This is a genomic window from Prescottella sp. GW823-FHT02E09 (assembly GCF_058797375.1).
The window spans coordinates 501,740-528,165 of record NZ_JBXAJP010000005.1; the positions used below are offsets into that span (position 1 = coordinate 501,740).

General features: G+C 69.5%; 27 protein-coding genes, 1 tRNA gene, 1 other RNA gene and 2 pseudogenes. 13 read left to right on the forward strand and 18 right to left on the reverse strand.

Annotation, left to right across the window (positions count from 1 at the left end; genetic code table 11):
• The first annotated feature begins 4 nt into the window (after positions 1–4).
• The gene (locus AC1RIF_RS15895) at positions 5–772 is read left to right on the forward strand and encodes an SDR family oxidoreductase (RefSeq protein ID WP_492602300.1); all 768 of its coding nucleotides are present in this window, start codon (positions 5–7) and stop codon (positions 770–772) included.
• Between the two features lie 9 nt (positions 773–781).
• Here AC1RIF_RS15895 and AC1RIF_RS15900 read toward each other — a convergent pair whose 3' ends face one another.
• Positions 782–1,051, reverse strand: a complete 270-nt coding sequence (locus AC1RIF_RS15900; protein WP_492602301.1) for a MoaD/ThiS family protein — start codon at positions 1,049–1,051, stop codon at positions 782–784.
• Complete coding sequence (gene moaA, locus AC1RIF_RS15905) at positions 1,044–2,117, reverse strand: GTP 3',8-cyclase MoaA (RefSeq protein WP_492602302.1); 1,074 nt, start codon at positions 2,115–2,117, stop codon at positions 1,044–1,046. The genes AC1RIF_RS15900 and moaA overlap by 8 nt, the downstream gene beginning before the upstream one ends.
• Positions 2,118–2,178: 61 nt before the next feature.
• On the opposite strand from moaA, the gene AC1RIF_RS15910 reads away from it, so the two are divergent.
• From AC1RIF_RS15910 to AC1RIF_RS15925, 4 genes are all read left to right on the forward strand, one after another.
• Positions 2,179–3,393 carry a molybdopterin molybdotransferase MoeA gene (locus AC1RIF_RS15910; RefSeq protein WP_492602303.1) on the forward strand — a complete coding sequence of 405 codons (1,215 nt, stop codon included), beginning with the start codon at positions 2,179–2,181 and terminating at the stop codon, positions 3,391–3,393.
• Between the two features lie 14 nt (positions 3,394–3,407).
• The gene (gene moaCB, locus AC1RIF_RS15915; RefSeq protein WP_492602382.1) at positions 3,408–4,394 is read left to right on the forward strand and encodes a bifunctional molybdenum cofactor biosynthesis protein MoaC/MoaB; all 987 of its coding nucleotides are present in this window, start codon (positions 3,408–3,410) and stop codon (positions 4,392–4,394) included.
• Positions 4,387–4,800, forward strand: coding sequence for a molybdenum cofactor biosynthesis protein MoaE (locus tag AC1RIF_RS15920; protein WP_492602304.1), 414 nt, complete (start codon positions 4,387–4,389; stop codon positions 4,798–4,800). The genes moaCB and AC1RIF_RS15920 overlap by 8 nt, the downstream gene beginning before the upstream one ends.
• 274 nt (positions 4,801–5,074) lie before the next feature.
• A complete protein-coding gene (locus tag AC1RIF_RS15925) occupies positions 5,075–6,604 on the forward strand; it encodes a DEAD/DEAH box helicase (protein ID WP_492602305.1) in 1,530 nt (509 codons plus the stop codon).
• Between the two features lie 28 nt (positions 6,605–6,632).
• On the opposite strand, the gene bluB is transcribed toward AC1RIF_RS15925, so the two are convergent.
• Complete coding sequence (bluB, locus tag AC1RIF_RS15930) at positions 6,633–7,247, reverse strand: 5,6-dimethylbenzimidazole synthase (RefSeq protein WP_492602383.1); 615 nt, start codon at positions 7,245–7,247, stop codon at positions 6,633–6,635.
• Between the two features lie 60 nt (positions 7,248–7,307).
• Positions 7,308–8,378: a CobW family GTP-binding protein gene (locus tag AC1RIF_RS15935; protein WP_492602306.1), complete on the reverse strand. Its 1,071-nt coding sequence runs from the start codon at positions 8,376–8,378 to the stop codon at positions 7,308–7,310.
• Between the two features lie 132 nt (positions 8,379–8,510).
• On the opposite strand from AC1RIF_RS15935, the gene AC1RIF_RS15940 reads away from it, so the two are divergent.
• From AC1RIF_RS15940 to AC1RIF_RS15955, 4 genes are all read left to right on the forward strand, one after another.
• Positions 8,511–9,077, forward strand: a complete 567-nt coding sequence (locus tag AC1RIF_RS15940; protein ID WP_492602307.1) for a TroA family protein — start codon at positions 8,511–8,513, stop codon at positions 9,075–9,077.
• Positions 9,074–10,849, forward strand: a complete 1,776-nt coding sequence (locus tag AC1RIF_RS15945) for an ATP-binding cassette domain-containing protein (protein ID WP_492602308.1) — start codon at positions 9,074–9,076, stop codon at positions 10,847–10,849. Before AC1RIF_RS15940 ends, AC1RIF_RS15945 begins: the two co-directional genes overlap by 4 nt.
• Complete coding sequence (locus AC1RIF_RS15950; RefSeq protein WP_492602309.1) at positions 10,846–10,965, forward strand: DUF7676 family protein; 120 nt, start codon at positions 10,846–10,848, stop codon at positions 10,963–10,965. Before AC1RIF_RS15945 ends, AC1RIF_RS15950 begins: the two co-directional genes overlap by 4 nt.
• 381 nt (positions 10,966–11,346) lie before the next feature.
• Positions 11,347–11,643, forward strand: coding sequence for an antibiotic biosynthesis monooxygenase family protein (locus AC1RIF_RS15955; protein ID WP_492602310.1), 297 nt, complete (start codon positions 11,347–11,349; stop codon positions 11,641–11,643).
• 159 nt (positions 11,644–11,802) lie between these two features.
• On the opposite strand, the gene AC1RIF_RS15960 is transcribed toward AC1RIF_RS15955, so the two are convergent.
• The 3 genes from AC1RIF_RS15960 to AC1RIF_RS15970 form a co-directional block, all read right to left on the reverse strand.
• A tRNA-Ala gene (locus AC1RIF_RS15960) sits at positions 11,803–11,875 on the reverse strand.
• Positions 11,876–12,029: 154 nt separating this feature from the next.
• A complete protein-coding gene (locus AC1RIF_RS15965; protein ID WP_492602311.1) occupies positions 12,030–12,779 on the reverse strand; it encodes a DsbA family protein in 750 nt (249 codons plus the stop codon).
• Positions 12,780–12,866: 87 nt separating this feature from the next.
• Entirely contained in the window at positions 12,867–13,355 is a 489-nt protein-coding gene (locus tag AC1RIF_RS15970) for a MauE/DoxX family redox-associated membrane protein (RefSeq protein WP_492602312.1), read from the reverse strand.
• Positions 13,356–13,428: 73 nt separating this feature from the next.
• On the opposite strand from AC1RIF_RS15970, the gene AC1RIF_RS15975 reads away from it, so the two are divergent.
• Positions 13,429–14,184, forward strand: a complete 756-nt coding sequence (locus AC1RIF_RS15975; RefSeq protein WP_492602313.1) for a VIT1/CCC1 transporter family protein — start codon at positions 13,429–13,431, stop codon at positions 14,182–14,184.
• Between the two features lie 24 nt (positions 14,185–14,208).
• Here AC1RIF_RS15975 and AC1RIF_RS15980 read toward each other — a convergent pair.
• The 5 genes and pseudogenes from AC1RIF_RS15980 to AC1RIF_RS16000 all read right to left on the reverse strand — a co-directional run.
• Positions 14,209–15,396 (reverse strand): annotated as a pseudogene (locus AC1RIF_RS15980) (MFS transporter); the annotation flags it as partial.
• Between the two features lie 35 nt (positions 15,397–15,431).
• The gene (gene pgm / locus AC1RIF_RS15985; protein ID WP_492602314.1) at positions 15,432–17,069 is read right to left on the reverse strand and encodes a phosphoglucomutase (alpha-D-glucose-1,6-bisphosphate-dependent); all 1,638 of its coding nucleotides are present in this window, start codon (positions 17,067–17,069) and stop codon (positions 15,432–15,434) included.
• 68 nt (positions 17,070–17,137) lie between these two features.
• Positions 17,138–17,482: a fluoride efflux transporter CrcB gene (crcB, locus tag AC1RIF_RS15990; RefSeq protein ID WP_492602315.1), complete on the reverse strand. Its 345-nt coding sequence runs from the start codon at positions 17,480–17,482 to the stop codon at positions 17,138–17,140.
• Positions 17,479–17,841 carry a fluoride efflux transporter FluC gene (locus tag AC1RIF_RS15995; RefSeq protein ID WP_492602316.1) on the reverse strand — a complete coding sequence of 121 codons (363 nt, stop codon included), beginning with the start codon at positions 17,839–17,841 and terminating at the stop codon, positions 17,479–17,481. The genes crcB and AC1RIF_RS15995 overlap by 4 nt, the downstream gene beginning before the upstream one ends.
• Before the next feature lie 22 nt (positions 17,842–17,863).
• The gene (locus tag AC1RIF_RS16000; RefSeq protein WP_492602317.1) at positions 17,864–18,475 is read right to left on the reverse strand and encodes a helix-turn-helix domain-containing protein; all 612 of its coding nucleotides are present in this window, start codon (positions 18,473–18,475) and stop codon (positions 17,864–17,866) included.
• A 52-nt stretch (positions 18,476–18,527) separates the two neighbouring features.
• On the opposite strand from AC1RIF_RS16000, the gene AC1RIF_RS16005 reads away from it, so the two are divergent.
• A complete protein-coding gene (locus tag AC1RIF_RS16005) occupies positions 18,528–19,070 on the forward strand; it encodes a GNAT family N-acetyltransferase (RefSeq protein ID WP_492602318.1) in 543 nt (180 codons plus the stop codon).
• On the opposite strand, the gene AC1RIF_RS16010 is transcribed toward AC1RIF_RS16005, so the two are convergent.
• The 5 genes and pseudogenes from AC1RIF_RS16010 to AC1RIF_RS16030 all read right to left on the reverse strand — a co-directional run bounded on the left by AC1RIF_RS16010 (position 19,040) and on the right by AC1RIF_RS16030 (position 23,586).
• Positions 19,040–19,831, reverse strand: coding sequence for a DUF1295 domain-containing protein (locus tag AC1RIF_RS16010; RefSeq protein WP_492602319.1), 792 nt, complete (start codon positions 19,829–19,831; stop codon positions 19,040–19,042). The genes AC1RIF_RS16005 and AC1RIF_RS16010 overlap by 31 nt on opposite strands.
• Positions 19,828–20,181: pseudogene (locus AC1RIF_RS16015) on the reverse strand (class I SAM-dependent methyltransferase); the annotation flags it as partial. The gene AC1RIF_RS16010 and the pseudogene AC1RIF_RS16015, both read right to left, overlap by 4 nt.
• Positions 20,182–20,318: 137 nt before the next feature.
• Entirely contained in the window at positions 20,319–21,593 is a 1,275-nt protein-coding gene (locus AC1RIF_RS16020) for a class I SAM-dependent methyltransferase (protein ID WP_492602320.1), read from the reverse strand.
• Entirely contained in the window at positions 21,593–22,336 is a 744-nt protein-coding gene (locus AC1RIF_RS16025) for a DUF1365 domain-containing protein (RefSeq protein ID WP_492602321.1), read from the reverse strand. The genes AC1RIF_RS16020 and AC1RIF_RS16025 overlap by 1 nt, the downstream gene beginning before the upstream one ends.
• Positions 22,333–23,586 carry an NAD(P)/FAD-dependent oxidoreductase gene (locus AC1RIF_RS16030; protein WP_492602384.1) on the reverse strand — a complete coding sequence of 418 codons (1,254 nt, stop codon included), beginning with the start codon at positions 23,584–23,586 and terminating at the stop codon, positions 22,333–22,335. The genes AC1RIF_RS16025 and AC1RIF_RS16030 overlap by 4 nt, the downstream gene beginning before the upstream one ends.
• 415 nt (positions 23,587–24,001) lie before the next feature.
• Here AC1RIF_RS16030 and AC1RIF_RS16035 point away from each other — a divergent pair, with 415 nt between their 5' ends.
• Complete coding sequence (locus tag AC1RIF_RS16035) at positions 24,002–24,490, forward strand: DUF5994 family protein (RefSeq protein WP_492602322.1); 489 nt, start codon at positions 24,002–24,004, stop codon at positions 24,488–24,490.
• 60 nt (positions 24,491–24,550) lie between these two features.
• Here the strand turns inward: AC1RIF_RS16035 and ssrA are convergent.
• Positions 24,551–24,922: a transfer-messenger RNA gene (gene ssrA, locus AC1RIF_RS16040) on the reverse strand.
• A 226-nt stretch (positions 24,923–25,148) separates the two neighbouring features.
• On the opposite strand from ssrA, the gene AC1RIF_RS16045 reads away from it, so the two are divergent.
• Entirely contained in the window at positions 25,149–26,357 is a 1,209-nt protein-coding gene (locus AC1RIF_RS16045; protein WP_492602323.1) for a lipase family protein, read from the forward strand.
• Positions 26,358–26,426 lie beyond the last annotated feature (69 nt).

A 26,426-nucleotide genomic window follows, 5' to 3' on the forward strand; every position in this document is an offset into this window, starting at 1 on the left:
ATCCATGACCAGATTTCTGGTGGCGGGCGGCACGGGTGTCGCCGGGCGTTCGGTGGTCGCCGAACTGATGCGCCGCGGCGAGCCGGTGCGGGTGCTCAGCCGCCGCGGCGGGACGGTGGGCAGCGGGCTCGAACACGCCGCCGCGGATCTCGTCACCGGCGACGGGCTCGCGGCTGCCCTCGACGGCGTGGACGTCGTGATCGACACCACCGACGGCAAGACCCGCAGCACCCGGGCGGTACTCACGACGGGAGCCACGAATCTGCTCGCCGCCGCGCAGTCCGCGGGCGTCTCCCGGGCGGTGTTGCTCTCGATCGTCAATGTCGACCGCGGGACGTTCGCGTACTACCGGGCCAAGACCCGGCAGGAGCGCTCGTACGCCGACGCATCGCTGCCGACGCAGGTGGTGCGCGCGACGCAGTTCCACGAGTTCGTCCCGATGATCTGCGCGCCCGCGTCCAAAGTCGGGCTGATCCCGGCGTTCACCCACACCCGGTTCCAGTCGATCGACACCGCGGACGTCGCCCGCGCGCTGGTCGACGCCGCCGTCGCCGACCGGGTGTCCGACGACCCGACGACGATCGGCGGACCCGAGATCCTGACGATGCGCGAGATGGCGCTCGCGTGGAAGTCCGCCACCGCCGCACGCGGCCGGGTCACGAATCTCCCCATGCCCGGCAGCATGGGCACGTTCTGGAGAAACGGCTGGAACCTGGTGCCGGACAGAACGTTCGGCACAGTCACGTTCGAGGAGTGGCTGCGCAAACGGTGAGCTGCGGAGTTACCCGCCTGCGAACGGTGGCAGCACGTCGACCTGTGCGCCGACGGGCCGCGTCAGATCTCGGATGAGCTCGGAGTCCACCAGGTATGCCGCAACGCCCAGGATCTTCTCCATCCCAGCGCCGTAGCGGTCCACCAGCATCGCCTGCAGGTGCCCCAGATCGGCATCCGCGGGCACCGACAACGTCTCCGTCGTACGGTCTGCTGCCTCGGCCGCCGCCGCGAAATACCGCACCTCCACGGTGCGCGCCGCCCCGATTGTGTCAGCCACCGATTGCTCCCATACTGCGCTGCGGGGGAACGAATCCCGCCGCGTTGATGCCGTGCCCGGCCCACTTGTCCCACATTGCCGCACGCCACAGCTGCGCGAGGTCCTCGTCGCCGGCGCCGGAGCGCAGCGCGTCGCGCAGATCCACCTCGCGATCGCTGAACAGGCACGACCGGACGGTCCCCTCCGCGGTGAGCCGGGTGCGGTCGCAGTCCTCACAGAACGAGCGGGTCACCGAGGCGATGATCCCGACCGTGGCCGGGCCGCCGTTCACGAGCCATTCCTCGGCGGGCGCGGACGGATCCTCGCGGCCCACCTCGTGCAGCTCGAAACGCGACCCGAGCACGTCCAGGAGTGTCTTCGCGTCCACCATGTTCTCCCGCGCCCACTCGTGGTCGGCGTCGAGCGGCATCTGCTCGATGAACCGCAGCGCACATCCGGAGTCGAGGCACCACTGGAGCAAATCGACTGCCCCGTCGAGGGTTTCGGCCATCAGCACCGCATTGATCTTCAGCGGCGCGAGCCCCGCGTCCTGCGCGGCCCGGATCCCTGCGAGGACCGAGTCCAGCCGGTCCCGGCGGGTCAGTTCGGCGAAGTGTGCACGGTCGACCGTGTCGAGCGAGACGTTGACCCGCGTCAGCCCGGCACGAGCGAGGGCGTGGGCCCGATGCTCGAGGCCCACCGCGTTGGTGGTCATCGACAGGGGAATCCCGGGCACCGTCTCGGCGCAGCCCGCGACGATGGCCTCGAGATCGCGCCGCATCAGCGGCTCCCCTCCGGTGAACCGGACCTCGCGCACCCCCAGACGGTGCACCGCGACATCGACTAGTCGGACGATCTCGTCGGCGGTGAGCAGTTGCCGGGCCGGGACCACCGGCAGGCCCTCCGCCGGCATGCAGTACGTGCAGCGCAGCGAGCACTTCTCGGTGATGGAGACCCGCAGATCCCGCGCGATCCGCCCGAAACTGTCCACCAGTTCGGGCACGTCGGGACGTCCGGTCGTCGCGGGCGCGGTCCGGACAGCCGGAATGCCGACGTCCACCACCGTTCCCGCCCGTACCGCCGTCATGCCCCCAGTATGCCGCTGTACCGCCGACCGAGTGCGACGAAGATGCCTAGGATTGGCACTCATGGCACAGCGTCCTGGGCATCGGCACGGCGGCACGGCGCGATCCGTCGAGGACCACGCCGCGGAGGTGCGCCGGCTTCTCGAACCACTGCTGACGCGACCGGCCGAGACCGTGCGCCTCGACGACGCCCTCGGCCGGGTGCTGGCGTACGACCGCACCTCCCCCGTCGACCTGCCGCTGTTCCGGAACTCGCAGATGGACGGATTCGCGGTGGACGCCGCCTCGGTGGCCGCGGTCCCGGTGACGCTGCCGGTGGTCGGCACCGTCGCCGCCGGCCCGGCCGAGCCGGCCCCGCACGTGCCGGGCACCGCGGTCCGGATCATGACCGGGGCGGTGATCCCCGACGGTGCGGATGCCGTTGTGCCGGTGGAGGACACCGAGGTGATCGACGGCAAGGTGACAATCGAGCGGACCCGGGACCGGGGCGACTACGTCCGCGAGCGGGGCAGCGACGTGCACACCGGAACGCTGCTGCTGACGGCGGGAACGCTGCTCGAACCACGACATCTCGGGGTACTCGCCGCGGTCGGACTGAGCTCGGTGACGGTGCGGACCAGGCCGCGCGTCGCGGTGATCACGACCGGTGCGGAACTGGTGGACGCCGGCACCAGCCCCGCACCCGGGCAGATCTACGACTCCAACGGTGCCGCCCTGTCCGCGAGCCTGCGCGCCAACGGTGCCGAGGTCGCGGTGGTGGACCGCAGCAGCGACGAGCCCGACGCGTTCCGTGCCGCGCTGCGCCGGGCGGTCGCCCGCACCGAACTGGTGATCACGTCGGGCGGGGTGTCGATGGGCGACTACGAGGTGGTCAAGGACGTCCTCACCGAACTGGGGGCGCGGTTCGGTCCGGTCGCAATGCAGCCCGGCGGCCCGCAGGGCCTCGCGCTGGTCGACGAGATCCCGGTCCTGACCTTCCCCGGCAACCCGGTGAGCACGATGGTCTCGTTCGAGGTGTTCCTGCGCCCCTTGCTGCGGCGCGCGGTGGGACTGCCCGCGGTGCCCGCCGAGGAGCGCGTGCTCGATCACGCCGTCACGTCGATCGCGGGCAAGCGGCAATTCCTGCGCGGCCGTCGCACCGACTCCGGTGTCGAGGTGGTGTCGGGTCCCGGGTCGCACCTCGTGGCGGCCTTCGCGTGGGCCGATGTACTGATAGACGTTCCCACCGCCGTCACGTCCCTGGCGGCGGGCGATCGAGTGAAGGTGTGGCCCCTGTAGTGAGCGAGCAGAAGATGAGCGAGCTGAGCCATCTGGACGGCGAGGGCCGGGCCCGGATGGTGGACGTGAGCGCGAAGGCGGACACCACGCGGATCGCGGTCGCGGCCGGTGAACTGGTGACGACGCCGGACGTGGTCGCGCTGGTCCGTGCCGACGACATGCCGAAGGCCGATGTCCTGTCGACCGCACGGATTGCCGGCATCTCGGGCGCGAAGAAGACCTCCGAGCTGATCCCGCTGTGTCACCAACTGGCGCTGTCGTCGGTCAAGGTCGAGTTCGGGTTCACCGACACCTCGATCACGATCGAGGCCACCGCGAAGACGAAGGGCCCCACCGGGGTCGAGATGGAGGCTCTCACCGCGGTCGCCGTCGCGGGGCTGACGCTGCACGACATGGTCAAGGCCGTCGACCCGGCGGCGACGCTCGACGGCGTCCGGTTGCTGACGAAGGAGGGCGGCAAGCGCGGGCACTGGCGCCGCGACGACGCGACGACGGCCGCCGCTGCCCCGCGCGCCGTCGTGCGGACCGGTTCGGCGACCGTCCTCGTCGCGTCCACCGGTGGTGCCCGGGGCACGCGGCCCGACACGACGGGCCCGACGATCGTCGACTGGCTCGAGGCCCGTGGCCACACCGTGCGCGGCCCGCTGGTCTACGCCGACGCCGACATCACGACGGGGCTGGCCGACGCGCTCTCCGACTTCCCCGCGCTGGTGATCACCACCGGCGGCACCGGAGCCTCCCCCACCGACGCGACGCCCGAGGCCACGCTCGCCGTCCTCGATCGGGAACTGCCGGGCCTGACGGAGGCCATGCGCAGGCGCGGCACCGAGGTGACCCCGCACGCGTCCCTCAGCCGCGGCGTCGCCGGGCTCGTCGGGCGCACCGTCGTGGTGAACCTGCCGGGCTCGCCGGGCGGGGTGAAGGACGGGCTGTCGGTACTGGATCCGGTCCTCGAGCATCTGTTGGCGCAGGTCGCGGGCGGCGGTGCCCACGATGAGTGACGTACTGGCGCGCATCTGTGCCGAACCACTCGATCCCGCGGTCGTCGACGCCGCCGTGGCTGGGCCCGAGCACGGCGCTGTGGTGGTTTTCACAGGTGTCGTGCGCGACCACGACGGCGGCCGGTCGGTGTCCGCCCTCGAGTACCAGGCCCACCCGGACGCCGAACGGTTCCTCCGGCAGTGCTGTGAACAGGTCTCCGAGCGCACCGGGCTGCCCGTGGCCGCGCTACATCGCGTGGGACAGTTGACCGTCGGTGATCTGGCATTGGTCGCGGCGGTGGCCGCACCGCACCGCGCCGAGGCGTTCGCCGCGTGCGCCGAACTGGTGGAGCGGATCAAGGCCGAGGTGCCGATCTGGAAACGCCAGCAGTTCGTGACCGGCACGTCCGAATGGGTGGGGTTGTGACGTGGTCGGGTCGGCCCGACCGACCGCCGATACCTGAACCCGGTATGGTGGCGGGTACTGGACGTCCGCTTGCGAGGCGTCCAGCGTCGTAGAACGCTTCACTTCGCGCCGGATTCGAGCGAGTGCTGGAATGCCCCGACGGGCAGACACGCCCGCCGACGAGTGCAGACGAGTGCACCAGCACAAGCATTTCTTGCGGCGATCGATCTTGCCTCCCGGCAATGTCGCCACCTTGTGCAGGCCGTGCACCGGGAACTCCCGGCCGTAGGCGTGCATGACGAATGCCCGAAAGGCACCGACGAACTTGTCCACCAGCGTCACCACCCCGTCCGACGAATCGGCAACCCCCTCCTTCGAGTCCCTGGGTGTCCCTGCCCCGCTCGTCACCGCACTGACGAACGGCGGCATCACCGCACCGTTCCCCATCCAGGTCGACACCCTCCCCGACACTCTGGCCGGCCGGGATGTCCTGGGCCGCGGCAAGACCGGCAGCGGCAAGACCCTCGCGTTCTCGATCCCCCTCGCGGCCCGCCTCGCCGGCGGCAAGCGCCGCCCGGGCAAGCCGCGCGGCCTCGTCCTCGCTCCCACCCGTGAGCTCGCGACGCAGATCACCGCGACCCTCGAACCCCTCGCCGACGCCCACGGCCTGCGCGTGACCACCATCTTCGGTGGCGTCTCGCAGCACCGTCAGGTCAAGGCACTCGAGGCCGGCGTCGACATCGTCGTCGCGTGCCCGGGCCGCCTCGAGGATCTGATGAAGCAGGGCTTCGTCAAACTCGACGCCGTCGAGATCACGATCCTCGACGAGGCCGACCACATGGCGGATCTCGGCTTCCTGCCCGGCGTGACCCGCATCCTCGCCGCGACACCCGCCGGCGGCCAGCGCCTGCTGTTCTCGGCGACGCTCGACAACGGCGTCGACAAGCTGGTCAAGCGGTTCCTGCAGAACGAGGTCCTGCACTCCGTCGACGAGGCGAACTCGCCGGTCGCGGCGATGACCCACCACGTCTACGACGTCTCCGGCGTCGAGGCCAAGAAGGCCCTGATCCACAAGCTGGCGTCGGGCCAGGGACGGCGCATCCTGTTCATGCGCACCAAGCATCAGGCGCGCAAGCTGGCCCGTCAGCTCACCGAGTCCGGCATCCCGTCGGTGGACCTGCACGGCAATCTGTCCCAGGCGGCCCGCGACCGCAACCTGGCGGCGTTCTCGGAGGGCTCGGCACGCGTGCTGGTGGCCACCGACGTCGCGGCGCGCGGCGTCCACGTCGACGAGGTGGAGCTCGTGGTCCACGTCGATCCGCCCGCCGAGCACAAGGCGTACCTGCACCGCTCGGGCCGCACCGCGCGCGCCGGCAGCGCCGGTGACGTCGTGACCATCGTGCTGCCCGATCAGCGCAAGGATCTGTCCGCGCTGATGCGCAAGGCGTCGATCAAGGTCACTCCGGTCCAGGTGACCGCCGACTCCGAGCACGTGGTCCGCCTCGTCGGCGAACCGGCCCCACACGTGCCGCCAGCCCCCAAGACCGACAAGCCCGCCGGTGACGCCCGGCGCCAGCAGGGGCAGCGTCCGGCTCGGGGCGGTCAGGGCGGTCAGGCACGCAACAGCCGCGGTCCGCGTTCGGAAGGTGCCGCCACCGGCGGCGGCGGTCGCCGTCGTTCGGGCGGACGTTCCGGAGCAGGCAACGGATCCGGCTCGACCGGAACCGGATCCGGCTCGCAGGGCGGCGGAACCCGTCAGGCGTCGCAGGGCGGCGGAACCCGTCAGGCGTCGCAGGGCGGCGGCTCGCGCCGCCGCCGCGGCTGACACCCTCGGGGATCGTCCCGCCGACGAATCAGAAGCGTTCCCAGTGGATCGCGTCGTCCAGTGCGCGCCGCGTCCGCCAACCGAAACGCTCCAGATCGGGCACCTCCTGGAACTGGTCGACCTTGCCGACGCACAGCCACGCGATGGGTCGGACCGGAGCCGGAATGTCCAGTAGTTCGGTGAGGTACTCCTCCTCGTAGAACGACACCCACCCGACGCCGATGTTCTCGGCGGCCGCGGCCAGCCAGAGGTTCTGGATGGCCAGCACCGCCGAGAACAGGCCGGTGTCGTCGATGGTGTGCCGACCGAGGATGTTCTGGCCACCGCGCGACGGATCGTAGGTGACGACGATGCCGGTGCCGCTCTCGCGGATACCCTCAATCTTGATGGGGTCGAACGTCTTCCGGCGATCCTCGGGCAACGAGTCGGCGAAGGCACGGCGACGGTCGGCGACGTGGTCGGCGAACGTCGCGAGGGTATCGGGACTGCGGACGACGACGAAGTCCCACGGCTGCGTGTTGCCGACGCTCGGTGCCGCGTGCGCTGCGCCCAGCACCCGCTGCAGTGTCTCGTCGGGGATCAGCTCGCCGCTGAACTCGGCGCGGACGTCACGGCGTCGGCGGATGGCTTCGTACACGGAAATGGGAGATTCGGTCACCACCCCACGGTAGCCGTCCCCGGAAAGTCGCTCGCGGGGATCCGATCAGGCGTCGACGGTGTAGCGGTGCACGCCCATCATCGTGTCGGCGTCGAGACCCTCGGCCTCGGATTCGGTGCAGGCGTCCAGCATCGCGTCCACCGAGTCGGGGTCGAGGTCGGTACCGATCACGACCAGCTCGGTCCGACGGCGCTCGCCCGGGTTCCACCGCTGGGGGTGGAACGCGATGTGGTCGCCCACCACCTGCAGCAGGTACTTCTGCTGGTGACCGCGGACACCGAAGTACACGTACCCCTTGATCCGGTACACACCTGCGGGCTGCTTCTCCAGGAAGCGGACCAGCCGACGTGGGTGCATCGGCAACTCGGACGCGAACGTGACGCTGTCGTACAGCGAGTGGATGTGGGTGTCGTGGTCGCCACCGCACTCACCGCAACCGGCGGCGTCGCCCGCGTCGGCGAGCAGGTCGTCGAACGACAACTGCTGGCCGGGCCGGGGTTCAGGCCGCGGGGTCCGATCGAACAGCAGACCGGGATCCACCCGCCCCTGCACCGTGGAGACCACGGCCGCACGCGGATTGATCCGGCACACGTCGCCGAGGAGGGTGTCGTGGTCCTCGCCGTCGATGCGGTCCGTCTTGTTCAGCACGATCAGGTCGGCGATCGCGATGTGCTGATCCAGTTCCGGATGCCGCGCCCGGCTGTTCCGGTACTCGGCGCCGTCGACGAGGATGACCAGGCCGCCGTACGTGATGTACGGGTTCTCACTGCCGAGGACCAGCCGAATCATGTTGCGCGGCTCCGCGAGTCCGCTCGCCTCGACGACGATGACGTCGATCTCCGACGTCCGGTGCGCGAGCCGGTCGAGCATCGCGTCCATGTCGCTGACGTCCACTGCGCAGCACATGCAGCCGTTGCTGAGTGCCATCATCGAATCGACTTGTCCCGCAACCATCATCGAGTCGATGTTGACCGAGCCGAAGTCGTTGACGATCACCCCGATCCGGGTGCCGCCGTTGTTGCGGAGCAGATGATTGAGCAGGGTCGTCTTCCCCGAACCGAGGAAGCCGGCCACGACGACGACAGGGATCGACCGTGGACCACGTTTCTTCGCCACTCCTCGATCCTCCGCGCCCCGACGTCACCTACATCACCGACCGGCCATGCTACTCGGTCGGGGCCGGTGTGATTCCACTCGCGCGAGCGCATCGACGCCGGGAAGGTCGTCGAGTACGCGCCGGATCGGACCGTGAACACCGAGAAGGTCGGCGCGGCCGATCCGGATGTGCTGATGACCGGTGGCACCGACGAACCGTCGTACGCGAAACTCCGGGCGGCCGGAATCCCCGTCGTCGCGAACGCCGAGTACCTCGAGTCGACGGCGCTCGGCCGGGCCGAGTGGATCAAGGCGATGGCCGCACTCACCGGCTCCGAGGCACAGGCGGACGAGGTGTACTCGCAGATCCGCGCCGACTACGAGCAGGTCGCGGCGACGGCACAGGGCGCCGAGCCCACCCCCTCCTGCCCGGCACGATGTACCAGGGCACGTGGTATGTGTCGGCCGGAGGCAGCTACATCGGCGGCCTGGTCCGCGACGCGGGCGGCAGCTACCCGTGGCGGAGTGCCCCGGCCACCAAGGCGATTCGGCCCGATCGGATTCCTCGGTCTCGCCGTCGCCCTCTCATGTGGCATCGTCAGCCAGGTGCCCGACAGCGACGCGGTACTTCCCTTCAACGCCGTCACCGCGCTGATCGGTGCACCGATCGTCGTGACGATCCTCGTCCGCAGTCGGCGCGGCATCGGAGGTGCGCTGTGAACGACCCTGTGAACAGACCTGCGACAGATGTCGCCCTGGAGCTCGCCGATGTCGCCGTCGGTTATCACACCCGTAGCGCTCTGCGCCCGGTCGCGACGCGGACCGTCGTCTCGGGGATCGACGCGATCGCCCGCCGCGGCGAACTGACCGTGCTGCTCGGCCCCAACGGCAGCGGCAAGTCCACGCTGCTGCGCACGGTGTGCGGACTCCAACCCGTACTCGGCGGTTCGATCACGTTGTCCGGCAACGACCTGCACGGCTTGTCCGCGGACGACCTCGCACGCGTGATCGCCGTCGTGCTCACCGACCGGGTCGATCCGGGCATGCTGTCGGCGCGCGAACTCGCCGGACTGGGCCGCACACCGCACCTCGGCCTGGGCGGGCGGATGAGCGCCCGCGACCACGCCGTCGTCGAGTGGGCCCTCGACGCGGTGGGTGCCACGCGTCTCGCCGACCGTCCCGCTAGCGAACTGTCCGACGGGGAGCGCCATCAGGTACTCACCGCACGGGCGCTGGCGCAGGAGCCGACACTGCTGGTCCTCGACGAACCCACCGCGTTCCTCGACGTCCCGTCCCGCGTCGCGCTCGTCGAACTGATGCGGCGTGCGGCGCGCGAGCACGATCTCGCGATGCTGATGTCCACACACGACCTCGAACTGGCGCTCCGCGTCGCCGACCACGTGTGGCTGCTGGACCGGTCGGGACGGCTGTGCACCGGCACGCCCGAACGACTCGCGCTGGACGGGCGGATCGGCGGCGTGTTCGATTCGCGGTCACTGCGATTCGACGTCGGCTCGGGCGTGTTCGCGCTCGCGTCCACGCACGAGGCCCCGCTCCGGGCACGGGTGCGTGCACCGGGACCGACGGCGTCGGCGATCGCGCGGCCACTCGGCCGGGAGGGTGCGACGGTCGTCGGCGACGACGGCGCTGCCGACCTGACGATCGACGCCCACGACGACCTCGTCGTCCACCATGCCGGGCAGGTGCTGGCCGTCGACGGCCTCGATGCTCTCCCCCACGCCCTGCGCGATCTCCCGCGGTCCGGGCTGCAGCTGTCGCCGCCCGGCGCGGTCACGGCCGCATTGTCCGATCTGGCCGCTCTCGGTCCGTACTTCACCGCCACCACCGGCGATCCCGGCCGGGGCGGCCGGCGACCGGTGCGAGCCCTGTACGACGACGCCGACGCACTCGCCGACGTCGTCGGGCACGTGGGCTCACGGATCGGCACCACCGAGTTCCGGGTCGCGGCGTCCACGCTGTTCCTCGGCTACGCGGCCCGCCTGTGGTCGCTCGCGCTCGGCGGCATCGTCCGCGCCGGAATCCTGCCCGACCTCGACCAGCTGCTGTGGCGCGACGAGGACGGCAGTATCGATCTGCACGTGCGCGAGCCGATCGGCTGGGAGAGCAGGGATCTCGGGGATCTGGTCGACCTCGCGTGCGAGGTGGTCCTGGGCCGTCACCTGGAACCGATGATCGACGCCATCCGCGCCGCCGAACCGATGTCGGAGCGGCTTCTGTGGGGCAATGCGGCGTCCGCGCTGATCGGGGCGGCCCGCGTGCTCGACGGCGCGAACCGAGCCGAGGCATCGGACGTCGCCGAGACGATCCTGAGGGATCCGCGGCTGGCCGAGACCGTCGACCGCGAGGGCGCCGGCTACCGGCGTCGAAGCTGCTGTCTGTTCTATCGCACGCCCGTCTCCGGCTACTGCGGGGACTGCGTGCTCACCCGCCCGACCGAGTCCGTCCATCGAGAGAAGGAGGGGTCGGCATGACCACCACACAACCCGGCATCATCATCGAGGGCGCCGCGTGGGAGGTGGCCGCGCCCAATGCGGCGAAGCGCATCTCGTTGTTCGACGGCTACGCCACGATCGACTTCGGCCGGTGACACTTCCACCTGCGCATCGGCGAGCACAAGGACAGCGGACCCGAACTCGGCCGGATCCGGCGCTGCTCGCGCGACGAACTCGATTTCTCGCAGCTCGCGCTGTGGGATCGGTTGCGTGAGCTCCATCTCGGGCGGGGCCGGACGAACTGGACCGGCAGGGCAAGGGATACGGGCGCCACGACTGACACCTCGACAAACGGTCATTCGACCGAGTCAACGTGCTTCAGGCCACAAATTGCACTACAGTTCAAAAAGTTGCCCGACCCCCCCTGGGCAGCAACGGGCCCACCCAGAATTCCCCCCTGCCTGGGTGGGCCGTCGGGTAGTGGCGCGTGAGATCACTCCGCGCCACTACCCGACACCGTGTGCGAGGATGCGCCGATGATCCTCGAACACGCGCCCTTGCAGGTGAAACCCGGACAGGCCGCCGCATTCGAAACGGCGTTCGGCGAGGCGAAGGCGATCATCTCCGGGATGACAGGGTTCCGGCGGCTCGAACTCTCGCGCTGCCTCGAACGCCCCGACGCCTATCTCCTCCTCGTGGAGTGGGACACGCTCGAAGACCACACCGACGGATTCCGCGGGTCGGCGGAGTATCAGGAGTGGCGGCGGCTGCTGCATCACTTCTACGACCCGTTCCCCGTCGTCGAGCACTACGAGCGCGTCGACTACCTCTGACGCCTGATGCTCCGGCCCGTCGCGCTGCCGCGCCGACTTTCGTCGCACCGCTCCCCCGATCGGCGACGCGGCACCACCGGAACCCGCGCGGCACGCCCACGGGCCCGGATTCCGACACGAAAAGACTCCGGGTCACGATCGTGACCCGGAGTCTCGGAGTGGAGCTAAGGGGACTCGAACCCCTGACCCCCACACTGCCAGTGTGGTGCGCTACCAGCTGCGCCATAGCCCCGTGTCGAGTTGTTCTCTGCGCTTCAGGAGTGACTCCCTCGTGCTGAAAGAAAGTTACACCATCGCCGTCACGGGCAACAAATCGCCTGGTCAGAGAGGAGAAGCCCGCAGCAGCTGTGGTGGCCGGCCCGCTCCGGGCCGGCCACCACGCAGTCCTACTGCGACACCTGCGACACCCAGTCGGGGTTGCCGAGTGCGTCGATCACCTCGCCGTTGTGGACGACGGCCGGGGTGCCCGTCGCGCCGGACGCGGCGAGGGCCTGACGGCCGGTCTCGGCGTCGGCGGCGGCCTGCTGCACCCGCTCACCGCTGGTGATGCAGTTGACGGCGGCCTCGTTGGCGCCGGAGTCCTTCGCGAGCGTCGCCAGCTCCTCGTTGGAGAGGTCCGACTTGCCGTTCTCGGCCGGCTGGTTGGCGGGCGAGAACAGCTCGCCGTGGAACGTCGAGTACGCGATCGCGTCCCCGGTCTGAGCGACACACTGCGATGCGGCAACAGCACGCGTGGAGAAATCACCGCTGGCCGAGAGCCGGTTGAGGAAGTTGAGGATGTGGTAGCGGACCGCGATCTTGCCGTCGTCGACGGCCTGCGCCACCTCCTGGCCGTGCTTCTGCTCGAGCTGAGCGCAGTACGGGCACATCGGGTCCTCGAACACGTCGATCGTGTTCGTCACGTCAGGCAGGCCGAGGCGCACGACGCCGGCGTCCTCCATCGTCACCTGGACGGCGGAGTTCTGCACCGCGCCGTACCCCTCGTTCCGCGGCTTGTCGTTGTCCTTGGTCAACAGGATGCCGCCGATCACCAGCGCCGCGATCACGACGATCGCGAGACCGCCGACGATGTACGTCGCCTTGCTGGAGGTCGGTTGAGGGCTGTACTTTGCCGACTTCGGCTTCTTCGAACTCACTTCGCGTCCTTCGTCATAGGTGTGAGATCCGTTCGGGGAACTGACTGCGGCGCCTGCACGATCGTGTGGGCAGACGCAGCTCGACGACTACTCTGCCACCGCCGCCTGAGCGGGTACTGAGAACGGTCCGCGTGAGCGCGGACCGAGGGAGAACGGACTGCGGGGGAACACCACAAGCCACGCCGCCAGCGCCAGGAAGCCGACGTCACGGGCGATCTCCCGCGCGTAGTCCCACCCGTCGACGTCCGCGACACCACCTCCGCCGAAGCAACCGCAGTCGATCGACAGCCCGCGCGCCCACACGGACACGATCACGCCGATCAGGACGAGCAGGGCAGCCGCGGAAACGACGGCGGTCAGCCGCACGCCCAAGCCGATCACCAGGAACAGCCCGAGTGCAATCTCGAGCATCGGCATCGTGTAGGCGACGGGGCGGACGAGGTCCTCGGGCAGCAGCTGGTACGCCCGCACCGCGACCACGGTCTGGGTGGGGTCGATGAATTTGATCCATCCGGAGATCAGCCACACAGCTGCCAGACCGAGGCGTGCCAGCAGGCTCACAATGCGTATCCACACGCCCCACACGGTACCGAACAGGTATGCCTCAGCTTTCTAGATCATGAGCGTTTTCGCAGCTAGATTCGGCTGTGTGAACGACTCCGCTCCCGATCCCGACACGTCGAACACGCCGTCCCCGGCCGCCCGGCCGCACGACTTCGACCACACGCATTCGGACGTCTCCGGCGGGTGGCTGCGCGCGGCGGTGTTCGGCGCGATGGACGGCCTGGTGACCAACACCTCACTGATCGCGGGCGTCGGCGGCGCGGGAGTGGAGTCACACACGGTGATCCTCAGCGGTGTCGCCGGCCTGGTGGCGGGCGCGTTCTCGATGGCGCTCGGCGAGTACACCTCGGTGTCGACCTCCAACGAACAGATCGACGCGGAGGTGCGGGTCGAGCGCCGCGCACTGCGCAAGCATCCCGAGGCGGAGGAAGCCGAACTCGTCGAGACCTTCACTGCGATGGGCATGAGCGAGCAGACCGCGGCCGCCGCGGCCGAGGAGGTGCACGCCGACACCGAGCGTGCGGTCAACATCCACATCACCCACGAGCTGGGCGTCAACCCGCTGGAGAAGCCGTCACCGCTGGTGGCGGCCGGGTCGTCGTTCGTGATGTTCTCGATCGGTGCGATCATCCCGCTGATCCCCTACCTGCTGGGATTCGAGTCGCTGGTCGCCGGGCTCGCGGTGGGCGGCTTCGGTCTACTGCTCGCGGGCGCGCTCGCGGCGCACTTCACCGCCCAGTCCAAGATCCGTGGCGCCATCCGGCAGTTGGTGTTCGGTGCGATCGCCGTCGGCGCCACGTACGTGGTCGGCGCCCTCATCGGGATCGGTGTACCCGGCTGATCCGCTGTCGGCGTCGTACCGGCCCTTGGGCACCACGAGCCACAACACCATCGGCAGCAGCATGATGGTTCCGGTGACGGCCCAGGCGGCACCGTAGGACCAGAGCTGCGCCACGATCCCGGCGACGAGCGGCCCGGCGAATGCGCCCACGTCGTTCATCATCTGGAACAGGGCCAGCACCGGGCCACCGCGCCGCTTGGAGCCGATGACGTCGGCGACCGCCGCTTGCTGAGCCGGACCCATCACCCCCGACCCGATACCGCACACCGCGGTCGCGATCAGGAACACGACGAGATTGTCGGTGATCCCCATCGCGATCGTGGACACGCCGCAGATCGCCAGACCGACCAGCATGAACGGCCTACGACCGATGCGGTCGGTCATCCGCCCCGCCTGCATCAGGACGGCGGCGTTGCCGAGGGCGAACACCGTGAGGGCGATCGCGGCGGTGGTGCCGTCGCCGTCGAGTATCTCGACGACGAACAACGGCACCAGCGAGATCCGGACCCCGAAGATCACCCAGCCGGTGACCAGGTTCGCGCCGAGCGACGCCCGGAACATCGACGACTGCAGCCCCTCGCGGATCGTCATGATCGGCATCGTGCCGCCCACCTCCGGCGCGGCGAGTTGCGACTTGCGCAGCGCGAAGTAGACGACGGTCGCGGCCACGAGGAGCGCCACCGCGTAGATGACGAACGGGACGCGCAGACCGAACCGCACGAGTGCCCCACCGAACAGCGGGCCCGTGATCGTGCCGATCAGGAACGCCGCCGAGTACACACCGGACACGCGACCGCGGCCGCCGGGCGGGGACATCCGGATCAGCAGGCCCAGCGCCGAGACGGTGAACATCGTGGAACCGATGCCGCCGAGCCCTCGGAACACCAGCAACTGCCAGTACTCCTCCGCGAACGCACACGCGCCCGTCGAGACCGCGGTGATGATCAGCCCCGACAGATAGGTCGGCCGCTCCCCCAGCTTCTGTACCAGGGTGCCGCTCATCGGCGCGAAGATCAGGCGCATCAGGGCGAACGCGCTGATCACCGCGCTGGCCGCGGTGACCCCGACGTCGAAACTGCGGGCGAAGGCCGGCAGCGCGGGCGCCACGATCCCGAACCCGACGGCGACGATGAACGCCGACACGACGAGGACCCAGATCTCCTTGGGCAGTTTCGCGTCGACGTCCGCCGTCGTGTCAGTCGTGTTTCTCATCGCCGATGAATCTATCGGCGTGGGTGAACGGCCATTCAGCCCAGTCCCAGTGCACGGGAAACCACATCCTGTGCTGCGGCCTGTACCTCCGCGAGATGTTCGGGGCCGCGGAAGGATTCGGCGTAGATCTTGTAGACGTCCTCGGTGCCGGACGGGCGGGCGGCGAACCACGCGTTCTCGGTGGTGACCTTGAGCCCGCCGATCGCCGCGCCGTTGCCGGGTGCCGCGGTGAGCGTCGCGGTGACCGGTTCGCCGGCCAACTCGGTCGCGGTGACCTGCTGCGGTGACAGCTTCGCCAACACCGCCTTCTGGTCGCGGGTCGCGGGCGCGTCGATCCGCGCGTAAGCGGGATCACCGAACTGCCGGGTCAGTTCCCGGTATCGCGCCGACGGACTCTGTCCGGTGACCGCGGTGATCTCGGCCCCGAGCAGCGCCAGCAGGATGCCGTCCTTGTCGGTGGTCCACACGGTGCCGTCGTGGCGCAGGAACGACGCCCCGGCGCTCTCCTCACCGCCGAATCCGAGCGAACCGTCCAGCAGTCCCGGCACGAACCACTTGAATCCGACCGGCACCTCGACGACTGGCCGGCCCAGCCCGCCGGCCACCCGGTCGATCATCGACGAGCTGACCAGGGTCTTGCCGACCTTCGTGGTCGGCGACCATCCCGCGCGGTAGGTGTAGAGGTAGTCGATGGCGACCGCGAGGTAGTGGTTGGGGTTCATCAGGCCGCCGTCGGGGGTGACGATGCCGTGTCGGTCGGCGTCGGCGTCGTTGCCTGTGGCGAGGTCGAATCGGTCCCGGGCCGCGATCAGCGACGCCATCGCGTGCGGCGACGAGCAGTCCATCCGGATCTTGCCGTCACCGTCGAGGGTCATGAACCGCCACGTCGCGTCCACCAGTGGATTGACCACCGTCAGGTCCAGTCGATGTCGTTCGGCGATGGCGCCCCAGTAGTCGACCGAGGCACCGCCCAGCGGGTCGGCCCCGATCCGCAGACCTGACGCCCGGATCGCGTCGAGGTCGAGCACGGTGGGCAGATCGTCGACGTAGGTGGCGAGGAAGTCGTAGCGTCCCGCCGCCTGGAGCGCCCGCACGAGCGGTACCCGCGCGATGCCGGACAGCCCGGACCGCAGCAGGTCGTTGGCCCGGTCCGCGATCACGGTGGTGGCGTCACTGTCGGCGGGGCCGCCGTGCGGCGGGTTGTACTTGAAGCCACCGTCGCGCGGCGGATTGTGCGACGGGGTGACGACGATGCCGTCGGCGCGCGCTGCCGGGCCCGACGCGTTGTGCCGCAGGATCGCGTGGCTGACCGCGGGCGTCGGGGTGTAGCCGTCGCGCGAATCGATCACCACCGCAACACCGCCCGCGACGAGCACCTCGAGTGCCGTGGCCCACGCCGGCTCCGACAGCGCGTGGGTGTCGCGGCCGAGGAACAGTGGGCCGGTGATGCCCTGCGCTGCCCGGTACTCCACGATCGCCTGCGTCGTCGCGAGGATGTGCGCCTCGTTGAAGGCCGAGTCGAGGCTCGAGCCGCGGTGGCCGGACGTGCCGAACACCACCTGCTGCAGCGGATCGGTCGGGTCCGGGGTACGCGTGTAGTACGCAGACACCAAGTGCGCCAGATCCTCCAGATCCTCCGGCAACGCCACCTGTCCCGCTCGTTCGTGCACCATCGACCCCTCCGACTTCTCATGCTGGAAACTCGGTTCCATCGTGCCAGCGCCGGAGGCTACCGGCCGGTTCATGCGGTGATCCGAAACCCCAACCAAGCGAATCCGATGCCGACGGCGAGACTGGCCGCGACATACACGACGGACGTGACGGATCGACGGACGCGGGCGAGACCCACGGCCTCCGTCGCGAACGTCGAGTACGTGGTGAGCCCGCCACAGAAGCCGGTGCCCAGCAATGCGAACACAGCGGGCGGCAGTGTCGCGCCGGCCAGCAGGCCGAGGACCAGGCAGCCGACGACGTTCACCACGAACGTCGGAACCGGGAAACTGCCGTAGGAGTACAGGTGCCGGCCGGCGAGATAGCGCACACCCGCTCCGACGCCGCCGCCGAGCGCGACCCACAACACCGTCACGGCTCCACCGCCCGTCGGCCGTGCAGGTATTCACCGATCCCCATGCCGAGACGCGCCGCAAGCAGCGCCGGCACCAGCGTCGCGACGACGTACAGCATCGCGACGCCCGGGTTCTGCACGGCGTCCACCGCGAAGGTCGAGAACGTCGTGAACCCGCCCAGCACGCCGACACCGAGGAACAGCCGCCACAGCCGGTCGGGTCCGAGCATCGCGGCGAGAACGCCGAGCATCAGCGAGCCGACGATGTTGATCGCCATGACCGTCCAGATACCGGGGAACTGCTGGGCCAGCAGGTAGCGCGCGCTCGCACCGATCGCGCCGCCCGCCGCGACCACGGCCAGCGTCCGCGCCTCGGTCATCGCCCGCTCTCCCTCCTGTGCGTCACCGCGCCGTGGAGTCGGTCCGGCCCGCACGGGACGGTCCGCGCGAACCCGGCGTCCGCGCCCTCATGATCATCGCCGCCACGAAGTAGCGGCACGGCGATTGTCCGTCATTGGCGAACCGGTGCGGGGCGTCCGCCTCGAAGTACAGCGTGTCCCCCGCTCCGAGCACCCATTCGCTGTCGCCGACGCCGACCGTGAGCCGGCCGTCGAGCACGTGCACGAACTCGTGCGAGTTGGGGGCGTACGCAGGGAAGTGCCCGGCGTCGCAACCGGCGGGCAGCACGATGTCCATCCACTCGACGTTGACGCCCGGCACGACCGGGGTGACGACGGTCCGGGTCCACCCGCCTTCCTCGTGTGCGACGTCGTGCTCACCGGAGCGGCGGACGACGGCGCGGTCCCGTTCGTCGCCCGTGACGAGCGCCGCGAGGTCGGCGCCCAACCCTCGCGCGATCCGGTCGAGGACCACCACCGTCGGCGCCTTCTCACCCCGTTCGATCGCCGAGATCATGCTCACGCTCACGTCAGATCGCGCGGCCGCCTCCGCCAGGGTGAGGTCCGCCGATCGACGGGCCCGCTGAACTCGACTCCCGAGTGCCTCCAGATCCATGTGCTCTATAGTAGTGGCACATTCACCTCTATAGAAGAATCGAGAGGCAGTCGTGTCGGAAACCGCAGTACGCCCGGCCTGGCCCGCCGACCTGGCCGCCGTCGCGTCCATCTACAGCCACTACGTCGCCACCACCACCGTCACGCTCGACGAGACGCCGCCCGACCGGTCGGCGTGGAGCAGCAAGTACTGGACACTGGCCGAACGGGGCCTGCCGTTCCTCGTCGCCGAGGTGGACGGCCGTGTCGCCGGCTACGCGTACTGCGCACCGTGGAAGACGCGCTCGGCGTACCGGTACTGCGTCGAGGAATCGATCTACCTGGCGCCGTGGGCCACCGGCCGACGTGTCGGCGGCGCGCTGCTCGACCGGACGCTCGCCGAATGCGCCCACCTCGGCGTGCGCGAGGTGATCGCGGTACTGACGTCGGAAACCGATGCACCCGAGTCGAGTTCGTTCCATCTGCATCGCAGCCGCGAGTTCGAGGTCGCGGGACGGCTACTGGGCGTGGGGTTCAAACACGAGACGTCCCTCGACACGATCATCATGCAGCGAGCGCTGCCCGGTCACCCCCGCGGGGGCAGCGGCACGAAATAGCTGGTGCGCTGCCGGTACTCGCGGTAGCCGGGGCGCTGCGCCATGTGCTGCTCGAGCAGGCGCGCACCCGTGGCGAAGACGAGGAAGTACGTCATCGCGAGCGGCGAGAGGATCGTGAGCACGCCGGGCCACGTCTGCGCGGCGACGAGGAAGATCCCCCACCAGACGCACGCGTCACCGAAGTAGTTCGGATGACGCGTCCAGCCCCACAGACCACGGTCCATGATCCTGCCGCGATTCGACGGGTCCGCCTTGAACGCCGACATCTGTGCATCGCCCACGGATTCGAACACGAAGCCCACCACCCACAGCACGACGCCCAGCACCGTGAGCACGCCGAGGCCGCCGTACGTGACGGCCGCGACCTGCACGGGCAGCGAGACGAACCACAGCGCGAGGCCCTGAGTCAGGTAGATCTTGCGGATCGCGGCCACGGTTCGGTTCCCGCCGGCGTCGTCGAGGAGCTTCTCGTAGCGAGGATCCTCGCCGTGCCCGCTCGTCCTGCGCGCCATGTGGATGGCCAGTCGCAGCCCCCACACCGCGACGAGCGTGGCGATCAGCCACCGCCGCCACTCGGCGCCGTCACCGAATGCGGCCGCGACAAGCGCGATGACGACGAACCCTGCACCCCACGAGACGTCGACCACGTTGTGCCGACCCCGCGTGAATCCGAATGCCGCCGTGACGATCATGAGGATCACCACGGCCACCAGGCTCGCGATCGTGACGAACGCGAAACCGCCCCAATCGAATCCGTTCATCGCGTCGTCCACTCCGTTCGTTCGGGCAGGTCCACGTCGCCGCCGGGCCGGCCCGCGAGAATCTGGTCGACACCCATCCGCCGGCCCCGGAATGCCCAGCCCCCGCCTGTCGGATACAGCCGCCACACCCGGGCCACCTCCTCGCCCACCATCGTGACCGCGTCGTCCCATCGGGATTCGAACGTGCGGTACCACTCGACGACGGTACGGACGGAGTGCTCACGCAGGGCCTTCGCGTACACCGGATAGTTCCGTCGCCCCCCGTGCACACCCATCTCGAGCGACACGACGGCGTCGAACGCCCGATCGGGGATCTCGTGGTCGCCCTGCACCCTGATCTCGACACGGTCGCCCGGGGCATCCTCGGGGCCGGCCGCGCCGCCGTCCCACGCGGTGAGCCGAACCGGGATCTCGCCATCGGCGACCACCTGCAGAATCTCGGCGATGTCGTGGGCGATGCCGGTGCCCGCGTTCGTCGTGGCGGCCATCACGCCTCCCTCCGGTCGAGGACGATCTGCTGGACGTCGAGGTACCCCGACCGGAACCCGGCCTCCGAGTAGCACAGGTAGAAGTGCCACATCCGCCGGAAGACGTCGTCGAAACCGAGCGCGGCGACCTCGTCGGCGTGCGCTGCGAACCGCTCGTCCCACAACCGCAGCGTCCGCGCGTAGTGGTCACCCATCGACAGTCGCTGTCGCACGCGCAGACTCGTCCGCCGTTCGGTGATCTCCTCGATCGCGCGTACCGACGGCAGGAACCCGCCGGGGAAGATGTACTTGTGTACCCAGGTGTAGGTGTTGCGGGTGGCGAGCATCCGGTCGTGAGGCATCGTGATCGCCTGGACCGCGACGCGCCCGCCCGGCGCGAGCACCCGATCCAGTGTCCGGAAGTAGGTGCCCCAGAAGCGGTGGCCGACGGCCTCGATCATCTCCACCGACACCACCGCGTCGTACTCTCCGTCCACCTCGCGGTAGTCCAGCAGTTCGACCTGCACCCGGTCGGCAGAGCCGGCCTCCGCGATCCGCTTGCACGCCAGGTCCTGTTGTTCGGTGGACAGCGTCACCGACCGCACCGTCGCGCCGCGCGCGGCGGCACGGATTGCGAGTTCACCCCACCCGGTGCCGATCTCGAGCACCCTGCTGCCCTCGCGGACACCGGCGCCGTCCAGCAGGCGATCGATCTTGCGGTGCTGCGCGGCGGCCAGGTGGTCCCACCCGGACGCGGACTCGTCGTCCGTGAACAACGCGCTCGAGTATGTGAGCGTGTCGTCGAGGAACAGGCCGAACAGCTCGTTCGACAGGTCGTAGTGGCGCGAGACGTTCGTCCGCGTGTTGCGGGTGGTGCCCCGCTCGCTGCCCGGGGGTTTCGGGATCACCGCTCCCCGCAGTCGTTGCAGCGGACGGGGAACGAGCGTCGCGGCGCGGGCCGCGAACACCTCGAGAACCGCGGTCAGGTCGGGTGCCGACCAGTCCCCCGCCATGTACGACTCACCGAATCCGATCAGTCCGCTCTCGCCCACCCGGGCGACGAAGTCGCGGGGCCGATGCAGCACCATCACCGGCGGCTCGACCGCGGACGGGTCACCCACCACCGCACCGTCCGGGAACTGCACCCGAACCGGCAGTCGCGACACGGCGTGACGGAACAGAGCGTCGGCCACCCGGCCGGCGGCGCGGGCGCGGACCCCGGTCGGCGCGCGGTGCAGGTCTCCCCACGAGCACATCACGGCGGCCCGCTCGGTCGGGAACACGCTCGTCGTCATCACACTGCCTCCTGTCGTCGATGCACCGGCCGCGGCCGGATGGGCAGACCTCTCGCCCACAAACGGATTCCCTGCCAGCGGATCTGCGCGGCCACCCGCAGCGGCGCGATCGGCACCGCAAGTGCCGCCCGCACGACCTCCCACGGCGTCGCGGGGCGGCGCTCACCGACGACGGTCGCCACGAACGGCGACTGTCCGGGCCGTTCGAGCGTGATCCCGATCCGGAGCGAGTCGTCCGGTCTCGGCAGCCTCATCCGGTACTCGCCGTCGACGTCGTTGAACGGGGAGACGTAGAACTCCTTCGCCGCCCGCGCGTTCCCACGGCCGTCGGGCCGCAACAGATAGCAGTGCCGCTCGCCGTACGTGTTGTGTACCTCGGCGATCGCACACACCGGGCGTCCGCCGGCGTCGTGGCACCAGAACACGCTGAGCGGGTTGAACACGTACCCGAACACGCGGGCGTTGGTGAGCAGCAGTACCTTTCCACCCTCGAGGTCGATGCCGTGCGCGGCGAGGAACGCATCGACGTTCTGCCGCAGACTCCACGACAGCTCGCCGAGGTGGTCGGAGGAGGCGAATCCCGCCAGTGGTGCCAGTAGTCGCGGCAGGCCCGGCAGATCGTCGATGTCGACCAGCCAGCTGTAGCTCCGGTAGCGGAAGGCGTTGCGCAGCGGCGCGGTCCGCACGTGCCGGATCGTGGTGCGGTAGATCGCCGGTGTCCGAGGCAACGATGGTGTGGTCACGTCCACTGCCCTCCTACCCGCTGCGCGGCGCGCATACCCGACAGCGCACCGTCCTCGTGGAATCCCCACCCGTGGTAGGCCCCCGCGAATGCGAGGACGTCGTCGCTCAGTTCCGGCAGCCGGCGTTGCGCCGCGAGCGAGGCCGGGGTGTACTGCGGGTGCTCGTACGTCATGGAGTCGAGCACCCGGCTCGGGTCGACGATGTCCCCGCCACCCAGCGTCACGATGTAGCGCGCACCGGTGTCGGGCAGGCGCTGCAGCCGCGTCATGTCGTAGCTCACCAGAACCTGCGCGGGCCGCGCCGCGCAGAACGGGATGCGGTAGTTCCACGACGCCCGCGCCCGCGTCGACCGCGGCAGCACGGAGTCGTCGGTGTGCAGTCGGGTGTGGTTGACCGAGTACGGCATCGCGCCGAGCACCTCGTGCTGCAGCGGCGTCGGCGCCGCGAGCATCTTCAGGGCCTGCTGCGGATGCGTCGCGATCACCAGCGCGTCGAATCGTCGCAGGTCGTCGCCGTCGTCGCGGATCTCCACGTGATCGGCGTGGCGGTGGATCGCCCGCACGGGAGTCGACACCCGCACCTCGCCGACGCGCTCGGCCACCCGGCGCACGTACTCGATGCTGCCGCCACGCACCGTGCGCCACGTGGGAGAGCCACCGACACCGAGCATCCCGTGATGGTCGAGGAACGTGAAGAGGTACCGGGCCGGGTAGCGCAGCGCGGTCCCGGGGTCGCACGACCACACCGCCGAGACGAGCGGGGTCATGAAGTGCGCGGTGAAGTACGGCGAGAAGCGGCCGTCGGCGAGGAACTCGCCGAGGGTGCGGTCGTCGGCGTCGCCGTCGGCGAGCAACGCCGCCGCCCGGCCGTGGAAACGCTTGATCTCGAGCAACATCCGCACGTACTCGCCCCGCAGCGCCGTAGACACCGTGGGGATCAGCCCGCGCAGGCCCTGGCCGCCCGAGTATTCGAGTCCGCAGCCGTCGCAGCGCACCGACATGCTCATGTCCGACGGCTGCGTCGAGACGCCGAGTTCGGCGAACAGGCGCAGCAGCGTCGGGTAGGTGCGATCGTTGTGGACGATGAAGCCGGTGTCCACGGCCAGGTCGTCGCCCGCCGGTGTCCGCACCCGATGTGTATCCGCATGACCACCGAGTCGTCCGTCCGCCTCGTACAGCGTGACATCCGCCGTCCTCGACAGCACCCACGACGCGGTCAGCCCGGCCACGCCTGCACCGACCACCGCGATCCGACGTCCCTCACCGCTACCTGTCACGTCCACCCGCTCCCTCCGCACCGTCCTGCTGTCACGAGGCATTCGGAGACGACAGGTGCCGCGATTGGTCCAGAACGAAATCGACTGCGATCCGGTGCCACAGGCCCGGCCGGTCCGTCATCGTGTGCCCCGCACCGGGGATACCCGTCCACCGGGCAGCCGCGCCTCCGGCGGCCCGATGATCCCCATACACCGCATTCGGGACCGGGCGCGCGGCGGATGGGCCGCCACTTCGTTACCGGTATCCACTCGCTCCGAGCAGGCGGCACTGGCCGATCGCCCCAGCGTGTAGCGTTGAGGTATCGCCGCACTTCACGTCGAGTGTTCTGCTCACACGGGCCGCGATTGGAAATTATCGGCCGATTCGCGGCCACGCTAGGAGCGTCCGATGACGCACACTCCTGCCCACTCGGACCTGAAGCGACACGCAGCCTCCCCCGCCGACGTGCAGCCGTTCCCGACACCGACCCGAACCCCGCGACTGCTTCTGCGGACGGGCACAGCGAGCGGCGTCGACGGGGTCTGGTGGCCGCGCACGCACAACCTCACAGCCGAGCTGCACGACCTCATCACGAAACTCACCCCTGGTCTCGGATCGGTGGCAAGCGTCCGGTTCGGCTGGAACGCCGTCAGCATGATGCAGCGCCGTATCGACATCGACGACGGTGTCGAGATCACCGGCCCCGAGCCGGGCCAGCCGGGCAACGTTCTACGCGTGTACGGGCGAGGCGGCCGCCACATCGATCTCGCCGTCGTGCGTCCGGGTCTCGACACCCACTACGGCTACCAGCTCATGCGCCGTGTCGTCGATCCGTCCTGGGCCCGGCGGCCGGCACACGCATCCACGGCAGTCCCGGGCGAACAGCCCCACGTATGACGCCCCCTGAACAGCAAAAAGGGCCCGGCGGGAAGGCAATTACCTTCCGGCCGGGCCCTCTGGTGGAGCTGCCGGGAATCGAACCCGGGTCCTCCGCCGCTTTGCCAGGGCTTCTCCGTGTGCAGTTCGCTATGTCTCTACTTGGATCTCCCGGTCTCGCGAACAAGCCGTGATGACGATCCCAGTCGCTGTTGGATGTCCCGACCCACTCCGCGACCGAGTGGAACGGTAGAGCCCTCTAGCTGATGCCAGGGTCCGGGGCGAGGGCACACCCGGTCTGACAGACACGCAGTCGCTACTTAGGCAGCGAGGGCGTAGTCGCGCTGATTGGAATCGGCGCTTATTGGTTTGCAGCGACGCTTACGGTGGTCTCTTGCCTGCACCGACACGCTTCCCCTGACTCAACGTACGCAGTCGAAACCGTTCAGCCCCGTACGTCCCCGCGTCTCTCGCGGGGCTACTTACTTTAACCCGCGCGGGCGCGGGAATCATCCCCATTATCGGCCACAGGTTCGCCCACCCTCGCCGTGACCCCGCGCCGGACCACCCCATCTGCGCGTTTCCCCGTACCGGGCCGACCGGTTCGATTAGTGTCGTGCCCCGACACGACCTGCAGGGTGACGTTCGTCACTCGCTACTCGTACGGGGGAAACTGGGTATGAGTTCGTTCGCACGTCGATTGATGGTTACTGCCGCACTCGCAATCGCGACCGTCGCGGCGGGCACGCTCACCGCACCCGCCGCGGCGGGTGCAGCCCCCGCCTACCCCACTCCGTACACCGATCCGTTCTATGCGGCGCCACCGGACATCGCGTCGAAAGCACCGGGCGACGTTCTCGAGAGCCGGCGCGCGGACACGTGGATCCTGCCCGGCACCGAGGTGTGGCAGATCAAGTACCGGTCGACCAACTCGGCCGGTCAACCCATTCCGGCGGTCACCACGGTGATCAAACCGGTGGGCGCGCCCGCCGACACGCCGGTGCTGTCCTACCAGGCGATCGTCAACTCCCTGGGGTTGCGATGCGCGCCGTCCGCAGCGCTGTTCACCGGCGAGATCAAGGATGCGTTCGGCATTCCGCTGGCGCTGGCGATGGGATGGGCCCTCGCGATTCCGGATCATCTGGGCCCTGACAGCGCGTACGGCGCGGCCAAGCTCGGCGGCATGATCACGCTCGACGGGGTACGCGCCGTCAAGCGCCTGCCGGAACTGCGTCTGGGAGGCAGCCCGGTCGCGCTCGCCGGATACTCCGGTGGCGGCATGGCCACGGCCTGGGCGGCGGCACTGAACCCGACGTACGCACCGGACGTGAAGCTTGCGGGTGTCGCGCAGGGCGGGGTCCCGGCGAGCATCGAGGAGATGGCCGTGGGCCTGGGGCTGGCCGACCGGCATCCCGGATTCGGTCTGGGCTTCGCCGCAGCGATGGGGCTCGAACGCGAGTATCCGGACCGCCTCCCGCTCAGTGACCAACTCAGCCCCGCCGGGATCGCGCTGCGTGACGAACTCCGGGACGAGTGCCGCACCCTGATCATCGCGAAGGGCCTGCTGCACAGCGTCAGCGAGGTCGCGAAGTCCACGAGCCTGATCCGGGACGAGGGCGTGCGTGCGGTGATGCGGGAGAACAGTCTCGTCGACTACCCGGGGGTGCCGACCGCCCCGGTCTTCATGTGGCACGGCGCGTCCGACGAGCTCACGCCGTTCCGGTCCGTGGCCGCGACCGCCGACCGGTACTGCAAGGCCGGTGTGACGCTCGAGTTCCACGCCTACCCCATCGCCGAGCACATGACGAACGCCGCCGTCGGCCTGCCCGCAGCCTTCAACTATCTGAAGGATCGCTTCGCCGGGCTGCCCGCGCCGAGCAACTGCTGACACCCGCCGGAACCGTTTACGCCAGGTCGCACATCGTATATGTCCACCTCTCGAGATTCGTCTGCCAAA